8 protein-coding genes are annotated in these 7,568 nt (G+C 75.2%); 3 read left to right on the top strand and 5 right to left on the bottom strand.

Annotation, left to right across the window (positions count from 1 at the left end):
- Positions 1 to 88: 88 nt before the first annotated feature.
- The 4 genes from ACOJTC_RS29170 to ACOJTC_RS29155 all read right to left on the bottom strand — a co-directional run bounded on the left by ACOJTC_RS29170 (position 89) and on the right by ACOJTC_RS29155 (position 3,046).
- Positions 89 to 583 carry a hypothetical protein gene (locus ACOJTC_RS29170; RefSeq protein WP_420119291.1) on the bottom strand — a complete coding sequence of 165 codons (495 nt, stop codon included), beginning with the start codon at positions 581 to 583 and terminating at the stop codon, positions 89 to 91.
- A complete protein-coding gene (locus ACOJTC_RS29165) occupies positions 580 to 1,398 on the bottom strand; it encodes a DUF692 domain-containing protein (RefSeq protein WP_420119290.1) in 819 nt (272 codons plus the stop codon). The genes ACOJTC_RS29170 and ACOJTC_RS29165 overlap by 4 nt, the downstream gene beginning before the upstream one ends.
- Positions 1,395 to 2,342: a TIGR04222 domain-containing membrane protein gene (locus ACOJTC_RS29160; protein ID WP_420119289.1), complete on the bottom strand. Its 948-nt coding sequence runs from the start codon at positions 2,340 to 2,342 to the stop codon at positions 1,395 to 1,397. The genes ACOJTC_RS29165 and ACOJTC_RS29160 overlap by 4 nt, the downstream gene beginning before the upstream one ends.
- A 131-nt stretch (positions 2,343 to 2,473) precedes the next feature.
- Entirely contained in the window at positions 2,474 to 3,046 is a 573-nt protein-coding gene (locus ACOJTC_RS29155) for a TetR/AcrR family transcriptional regulator (protein WP_204926115.1), read from the bottom strand.
- A gap of 230 nt (positions 3,047 to 3,276) precedes the next feature.
- On the opposite strand from ACOJTC_RS29155, the gene ACOJTC_RS29150 reads away from it, so the two are divergent.
- Positions 3,277 to 3,924 carry an HAD family hydrolase gene (locus tag ACOJTC_RS29150; RefSeq protein WP_204926116.1) on the top strand — a complete coding sequence of 216 codons (648 nt, stop codon included), beginning with the start codon at positions 3,277 to 3,279 and terminating at the stop codon, positions 3,922 to 3,924.
- A gap of 155 nt (positions 3,925 to 4,079) precedes the next feature.
- On the top strand, positions 4,080 to 5,009 hold the full coding sequence (locus ACOJTC_RS29145) for a serine protein kinase RIO (protein ID WP_204926117.1): 930 nt from the start codon (positions 4,080 to 4,082) through the stop codon (positions 5,007 to 5,009).
- A gap of 48 nt (positions 5,010 to 5,057) precedes the next feature.
- Here ACOJTC_RS29145 and ACOJTC_RS29140 read toward each other — a convergent pair whose 3' ends face one another.
- Positions 5,058 to 5,306 carry a DUF2630 family protein gene (locus ACOJTC_RS29140; protein ID WP_088645025.1) on the bottom strand — a complete coding sequence of 83 codons (249 nt, stop codon included), beginning with the start codon at positions 5,304 to 5,306 and terminating at the stop codon, positions 5,058 to 5,060.
- Positions 5,307 to 5,581: 275 nt separating this feature from the next.
- On the opposite strand from ACOJTC_RS29140, the gene ACOJTC_RS29135 reads away from it, so the two are divergent.
- Positions 5,582 to 7,568, top strand: a 1,987-nt coding sequence (locus ACOJTC_RS29135) for a nitrate- and nitrite sensing domain-containing protein (protein ID WP_420119288.1), incomplete at its 3' end; no start/stop codon positions are given.

Here is a 7,568-nt window from a genome sequence, read left to right as displayed (position 1 = left end):
GGTCCCCCCGAACCCCCGATCGGCGAGGCCGAGCTCCAGCCCGCCCACCCTGCCGTATCCCGCGCGGGCCGGCGCGGCGGCCCGGTGGTCAGCGGCGGGAGGAGCGCAGCAGGCGTACCCGGCCGGCGAGCTGGAGGGCGACGGCGTCGCCGCTGCGGACCAGGGCCGGCAACCGGCGGCGGCGGGGCGGATGCCGGCCGTCGTAGCGGTGGGTGGCCTCGCGGGCGGCCAGCTCCTGTGCGCCGAGCGGGGGGAGGGCGCCCTGGTCGCGCAGCGTGCGGGCGAGGTCCCAGCCGTCGCGCAGCGATCCGGCGGTGGGCCGGCCGGCCGCCCAGCCGGCGAAGGTGGCCGGCCAGGTGTCGCCGAGCCCGGCGGCGAGCAGCGGCCAGTGGCGGGCGACCTCCCCGGCCCGCTTGCGCAGCAGTGCCCGCCGGGCGGCGTCGACCCGGTCGGTGGCGAAGCCGGCGGGCAGCGGAGCCCCGGCGACCAGGGCGGCGACCAGCGCGGCCTGTCGGGTGGCCAGCCCTTCCGGTCCGGTGGCGTCGGGCAACGGGGCCGACCCGACGGGGTGCGTCGGGCTCATGTGACGACCGGGTGGCCGGCGGCGGTGGCGAGGGCGTCCAGCTCGGCCCGCAGCACGTCGGCGGGCGGGTAGTGGCCGTCGCGTTCCAGCAGCAGGGGCGGCGGCCGGCGGCCGGCGCAGAGCGCGCCGACCAGCTCCAGCACCTCGGTGGGCACCGGATCGGTGTGCGTGTCGTGGTAGAGCCCGCCGTGCTCGGCCCCGCCGGCCACGTGCACGTAGGCGATCCGTTCCAGCGGCAGCCGGTCCAGCAGGGCCTGCGGGTCCTGGCCCCGGTTGCGGGCGTTGGCATAGACGTTGGCCACGTCGAGCAGCAGCTCCGCGTCGGTGGCGTCGAGGATCTCGGTGAGGAAGTCCGCCTCGTCCAGCTCGTCGTCGGGCCAGTCGAACAGTGCCGCGATCGGCTCCAACGCCAGCGGCACCGGTAGCTCCGCCCGGGCCCGCGCGACGTTCGCCGTCACCGCCGCCACCGCCTCCCGGGTCCGGGGCAGCGGCAGCAGGTGCCCGGCCTCCAGCCCGCCGGCCCGGACGAACGCGATGTGCTCGCTGACCAGTGGCGCGCCGACCAGCTCGGCCACCCGGGCCAGGTGCGTCACCCGGGCCGGGTCGACCGGCTCCGCGCTGCCGAGGGAGAGGCGCACCCCGTGCGGTACGACGGTGACATCGCGCTCCCGCAGCGCGGCCAGCCCCGGTGGGAGGGGGCCGTCGGGGGCGAGCGACTCCGCCACCACCTCGACGAAACGCAGGCCGGGCAGCTCGGCGACGAAACCGGCGATCTCCGGCCGCCAACCGATGCCCACCCCCTGCGGCCGGGTCATCCGCCGCACCCGCCACCGCCGCCGCATCCTCCGCCGCCGCCGCAGGAGCTGCCGCCACCGCACGACGAGCCGCTGTCGCCCGACGAGGTGCTGCCGCCGCACGTGACACCCGTGGAACCGGTGTAGCCGCTGCCGCTGCCGGCGTTCAACGCCTGCCGCTGGATCTCCGCCTGTGCGGCGAAGCCGGGGTCGAGCGCGTAGAGGGAGACGGTGCCGAACAGGGCCACCCCCATCGCCGCGCCGGCCGGACCGTAGGTCGCGTAGGCCGGGGCCGAGTCCGGGGCGAGGTGGTGGTTGCTGCTGCGCAGGCGGCTCATCATCACGTTCGCCGTCCTGGTCCGCCGGGGCGTGCGGGCCACCAGGGCGAACGCCACCCCGAGCCCGGCCAGGGCGAGCAGCAGCCAGCCGACCGGCCGGCCGTTGACCAGCCCGGAGACCAGCCGCACCACACCCAGGCCCAGCAGCACCAGCAGCAGGTTCCGTCCGCGCCGCAGGGCCCGTACCCCGTCGGCGTCGATCAGCAGGCCGCGCTGCTCCAACCCCTGCCGCAGCTCCTGCAGGGCGCGGGTCACCCCGGCGTCGCGGCGCAGCTCGCGGGCGGCGACCGACCGGCGGGCGGCGTGCCGGATCGCGTGGTCGAGCGGGGTGAGCCCGTGGGGTGCCGACTCGGTGGCGGTCAACCGGCCGTTCGCCTTGACGTCGATCGCGCCGGCGCCGCGCAGCCCACCCAGCGCCGCCCAGATGGCGAGCTGGTCGCCGCCGTTGAGGTAGGCGACCTGCTGCGGACCGAGCTGTTCGGCGCCGACCGCGTCGGGTCCGGCGGCCGTGCGCCGCCGGTGCACCAGCACGCCGATCACGGCGACGACGGCCACCAGGAGGTAGAGCTTCAGGAAGAGCGGGCCGGGGATGCCCCAGGTGTCGCCCGCTGCGGCAAGGGTGTTCATGGGCTGCTCCTGTCGCGCGAGGGGGATCGCGGCCCCATTGTGGGACAGCCCCGCCACGCGGGCACGGCGGCGGTGGGCGAGTTACCGAGCCGAGACCTGCCCGCTCCCACGGCTGCCGCCCCGGGGTGGGGTCAGCGGCGGCGGACGGCCTCCTCGACCAGGTCCAGCACCGGCCCGAGATCGCCGGCGGGCCGGCCCATCGCCAGGTGCAGCACCAGCCCGTCGTACGCCAGCTCCAGGAACTGGGCCAGCACGTCGATGTCGATGTCCTCGCGGAGCACCCCGGCCTCGCGTTGCCGCGCGAGCCGGTCCCGGGTCGCCTCGGCGATGGCGGCCGACCGTTGCGCCCACCGGCTGGCGAACGCCGGGTCGGTACGCAGCCGGCGGGACACCTCCAGCTGGCTGCCCAGCCAGCCGGTGGTGTCCGGGGAGACCGCGCGGGCGAGCAGGTCCCGCATCACCTGGACGAGGCCGTTGCGGGCCACCGTGGCGACCATCGCGGCGGCGTCGTCCTCGGCGACGGCGAGGAAGAGCGAGTCCTTGTCGCGGAAGTGGTGGAAGATGGCGCCCCGGGACAGCCCGGTGGCCTCCTCCAGCCGGCGCACGGTGGCTCCCTCGTAGCCGTGCCGGGCGAAACAGGCCCGGGCCGCGCCGAGGATCTCCTGGCGGCGCGCGTCGAGCTGGTCCTGACTTACTCTGGGCACGGGTCGATCGTCGCAGGTGACCGTGCGCAAGGCAAACCGTACGTACGGCTTGCTATTGGCCGTCACCTCGGCCTGCCGGACGCGCGTCCGGTTAGGATCGGCCGGTGGCGACAGCCCTGGTCACCTCCCCCCACCCGTGCCCCGCACCCGCCCGACCCCGGCCGCCCGACGGTCGACGACGGGTGGTTCGACCCTGTCGGCGGCGGTCCCCTCTCCCGTAAGGTGCCTCAGTGCCGTTGCTCCTGCTCGACCTGGACAACACCCTGCTCGACCGGGCCGGGCCGTTCCGCGCCTGGGCCGAGGGTTTCCTGGCCGAGATCGGCGCGCCGGCCACCGACATCGACTGGCTGCTGTCCATCGACGCCGACGGCCTGACCGACCGGTGGGACATCGCCGACGCCATCCGGGACCGGTACGCGCTGCGCATCCCCTCCATCGACCTGGTCGAGGAGCTGCACGACGGGGTGGTCGGCTACACCCGGCTGGATCCACTGGTGGCCTGCGCGCTGCGGATCGCCGACGACGCGGGGTGGCTACCGGTGGTGGTCACCAACGGTTCGGTCCGGCTGGAGGACGCCAAGATCCGGCAGACCGGCCTGGACCGTTACGTCGCCGACTGGGTGATCTCCGAGGAGGCCGGTGTCAGCAAGCCCAACCCCCGGATCTTCGCGCTGGCCGCCCAGCGGGCCCGGCTGCCGCTGCGCGGCGCGTGGGTGGTGGGCGACAGCCCGGAGGCGGACATCGGCGGGGCCGCCGCGGTCGGCCTGCCCAGCGTCTGGCTGCACCGGGGTCGGAGCTGGACCGACACCCGCTTCGCCCCCACCCGTACCGTCGACTCGTTGATCGCGGCCGTCTCGGTGGTGCTCGCCGGCGGGTAAATCGGTTGTGTCCCGCGCGGGGCGTCGGCCAGCATGGGCCGGCGCGCACGCGCAGCCGGGCGGGGCCCGGTCGAGGAAAGGGGGTCGGTCATGGCCGTCTTCGCAGGGTCGTACCACCTGCCTCCATCAGCCTCGATCAAGGGATCACCAGCACCGTGCGCGAACACGACATCCCGGCGCCGCAGCGCCGTGGCCGCGGCAAGAGCCGCTTCGACGACGACGAGACACCCCTTCTGACGTACGGCCGGCAGCCGGCCGGCACCGCACCCGAGGACGAACCCGACCCCGAGCCGGAGGACCACTGGTCCTCCTGGGACCAGGCCGTGCACGGGCCCGAACCGCACCCGCGGTGGCTGGTCACCGAGCTGGCCGCCCGGGACACCGACCTCGGCGTGCTCAAGACCGGCAAGGAGGCGGACGTCCACCTCGTCCGCCGGGCGGTGCCCGACACCGACCGGTCCTGCCTGCTGGCGGTCAAGCGCTACCGCGACGCCCAGCACCGGCTCTTCCACCGTGACGCCGGCTACCTGGAGGGACGCCGGGTCCGCCGGTCCCGGGAGAACCGGGCGATGGCCGGCCGGACGGCGTTCGGCCGGCAGATGATCGCCGGTCAGTGGGCGGCGGCCGAGTTCGCCGCGCTGTCCCGGCTCTGGGAGGTCGGGGCGGAGTCCGGGCGGATCGCCGTGCCGTACCCGGTACAACTGCTCGGCACCGAGCTGATGCTGGAGTTCGTCGGCGACCCCGACGAGGGGACCGCCGCACCCCGGCTGGCCCAGGTACGCCCCGACCCGGACGAGCTGCGCTCCCTCTGGGAGCAACTGGTGGACGCCCTGATGGTGCTGGCCCGGGCCGGCTACGCCCACGGCGACCTGTCGCCGTACAACCTGCTGGTGCACGCGGGGCGGCTCGTCATGATCGACCTGCCGCAGGTGGTCGACGTGGTGGCCAACCCGCAGGGGCCGGAGTTCCTGGCCCGCGACGTGCGGGTGGTGGCGACCTGGTTCACCGCCCGGGGCCTGCCCGCCGCCGACACCGATCCGGCTGCCCTCACCGCGCTGCTGCTGCGGGAGGCGGGGATGCGCTGACGCGGCGACGCCCCGGACGGCCGACGGCCGTCCGGGGCGCCGGGGGCGTCACTGGAGGTAACGCTCGACCTCCGACACCGGCCGGGCCCCCTGTGCCTCCGGGTCGCCGTGCGCCTCCCGGGCCGCCCGGCGGCGGCGCAGCAGGTCCCAGCACTGGTCCAGGGACTCCTCCAGCGCGCGCAGTTGTTCCTTGGCCTCGTCGTCGGTGCCGGATTCGTGGGCCTGGGCCGCCGACCGGAGCCGGTGCTCCTCGTCGACCAGTTCCGAGATCCGGTGCAGGATGCTCTTGTCGTCCATGCCCCTGAGCCTGGCACAGCGGGGTCGGCCGCGCCCGCGATCGGGGTCGGTCGTCCCGGCGACGGTCCCGTCCGACCCGCCGCCGGCCCGGCACCGCCGTCGGGCCGCTACCATCCATGGTGGTCACCATCGCCTCCGACCTGCGGCACCGGCCCCGCCTCCATGATCAGCATGGCTTGAGCGATGGTGCTGCCGACTGCTAGCGTGCGCCGGGTTCAGGTGTGTCGTGACGCGTCGGGCGTCCGGCGGCCACGGTCCGGCCCGGGGGCGGTGTGATGGGTTCCGGCAGCACACGTCTGCGTACCAAAATCGTCGCCCTGCTCACCTCGCTCGTCGCGCTCTGGTCCTTCGCGGCCTGGGTGACCGTCCAGGACGGCTTCACCCTGCTGTTCGTGCAGACGCTCAACAGCCGGGTGGCCGACCCGGGCCAGGCGCTGCTCACCGCGTTGCAGGACGAGCGCCGGCTCGCCAACGCCTACCTGGGCGAACGCGGCCAGCCGCAACTCGACGCCCTGACCGCCCAGTGGCAGCGCACCGACCTGGTGTCGGACGACTTCGGCACGTCGGTGGGCAGTTGGCAGGCCGAGCTGGCCACCGGGGAGGACACCCGCCGCCGGGTGGACGAGGTGCTGACCGGGCTCAGTGGTCTCACCGGCGTGCGGGAGTCGGTGCGCGACGCGGGGGTGAACCGGGCCGAGGCGTCGGCCGCGTACACCGCCATCCTCGCCGCGGTGCTGCGGATGTACGGCTCGCTCGGCCAGCTCGACGACCCACAGATCGCCGCCGAGAGCGAGACCCTGGTCGACCTCTACCAGGTGCGGGAACTGATCTCCCAGCAGGACGCCCTGATCACCGGGGTGCTCGCGGCGGGCCGGATGACCGGCGACGAGTACGCCCGCTTCGCCCAGCTGGTCGGCGCCCAGCGCTACCAGACCGCGGAGGCGGCCGGCGAGCTGTCCCCGGCCGACCGGGTCCGCTACGACCAGCTCGCCGGCTCCGACGCGGTGGCCCGGTTCCGGGTGCTGGAGGACCGGGTGATCCAGCAGGCCCGGTCGGGGGCCACCCTGCCGTTGACCGCGCAGGAGTGGCAGTCGACCGTCGGTCCGGCGATGCAGGCCCAGGTGGACTTCGGGGTGACCATCGGCGACGCACTGATCGACCGGGCCACCCCGGTCGCGGTGGGCGTCATCGTCCGGCTGGTGCTCGCCGCCGGCCTCGGCCTGATCGCCGTCGTCGCGTCCATCGTGGTGTCGATCAGCACCGCCCGGCACCTGGTCCGCCAGGTGGCCCGGCTGCGGGACGCCGCGCTGCGGCTGGCCCACGAGCGGCTGCCCGGGGTGGTGGACCGGCTCGGCCGGGGCGAGGACGTCGACGTGGCCCGCGAGGCCCCGCCCCTGGACTTCGGCGACGACGAGATCGGCCAGCTCGGGCGGGCGTTCAACGCCGTGCAGGAGACCGCCGTGCGGACGGCGGTGGAGCAGGCCGAGCTGCGTCGCAACGTCCGGGGGGTGTTCCTCAGCCTGGCCCGGCGGACCCAGGCGCTGGTGCACCGCCAGCTCACCCTGCTCGACGCGATGGAGCGGCGCGAACACGACGCCGAGGAACTGGAGGACCTGTTCCGGGTGGACCACCTGGCCACCCGGATGCGGCGCAACGCGGAGAACCTGATCGTGCTCTCCGGCGCCACCCCGGGCCGGGCCTGGCGGCGCAACGTGCCCATGGTGGACGTGGTGCGCGGCGCGGTCGCCGAGGTCGAGGACTACACCCGGGTGGACGTGCTGCCGCTCGGGCCGGTCGCGCTCGCCGGCCGGGCGGTCGGTGACGTGATCCACCTGCTCGCCGAGCTGATCGAGAACGGGCTGTCCTTCTCGCCGCCGAACACCACGGTGGAGGTGCGGGGTCGACTGGTGACCGCCGGGTACGCCATCGAGATCGAGGACCGTGGCCTGGGGCTGACCGGGGAGGAACTGGTCGCGGCGAACCGCCGGATCGTCGACCGTTCCGAGTTGAACCTGGCCGACGCCGCCCGCCTCGGCCTGTACGTGGTGAGCCGGCTGACCGAGCGGCACGGGGTGAAGGTGCAGCTCAAGGAGTCCGCCTACGGGGGCACGACCGCAGTGGTGCTGATCCCGTCGGAGCTGGTGGTGCCCGGTGACCCGAGCCCGTCCGGCGCCCAGCCGGTCCTCGCCGCCGGCCCGGTCACCGCCGCCGCGCCGCCGACCCTCGCGGCCCCGCCACCGGCCACCGCGCCGCCGGTCCCGG

It is taken from the genome of Micromonospora sp. (genome assembly GCF_048594385.1).
GTDB lineage: Bacteria > Actinomycetota > Actinomycetes > Mycobacteriales > Micromonosporaceae > Micromonospora > Micromonospora wenchangensis.
This window is presented reverse-complemented; position numbering and strand designations above follow the sequence as displayed.